The sequence below is a fragment of the Streptomyces pyxinicus genome (assembly GCF_024753135.1).
GTDB classification, from domain to species: Bacteria; Actinomycetota; Actinomycetes; order Streptomycetales; family Streptomycetaceae; genus Streptomyces; species Streptomyces pyxinicus.
In genome coordinates this window covers 1-362 of the sequence record NZ_JANUGP010000084.1, presented here as the reverse complement: position 1 = coordinate 362, position 362 = coordinate 1, and the positions used below count along the sequence as shown (strand labels likewise).

1 protein-coding gene is annotated in these 362 nt (G+C 65.7%); it reads left to right on the top strand.

The genetic code is table 11. The features are described 5' to 3' along the window. The coding region (locus NX794_RS35840) for an alpha-glucosidase C-terminal domain-containing protein (protein ID WP_258783897.1) at window positions 1-336 on the top strand (336 nt) is incomplete at its 5' end. Window positions 337-362 lie beyond the last annotated feature (26 nt).

Here is a 362-nt window from a genome sequence, read left to right as displayed (position 1 = left end):
CACAGTCCCGCCCTGCGGCAGCTGCGGGACATCCACTTCCACCACGCCGACCAGGACGCGGTGATCGCCTACTCGAAGCGGAGCGGATCGAACACGGTGCTCGTGGTCGCCAACCTCGACCCCCACCACACCCAGGAGGCCACGGTCTCGTTGGACATGCCGCAACTCGGCCTGGACTGGCACGAGTCCGTGCCGGTGCGCGACGAGCTCACCGGCGAGACCTACCACTGGGGCAGGGCCAACTATGTGCGCCTCAAACCGGGTCATAGGCCCGCGCATGTCTTCACCGTCCTGCGACCGTCCAACCCGCAGATCGGAGGGTCACCCACCATATGATCGTCAATGAGCCCGTACTGGACACA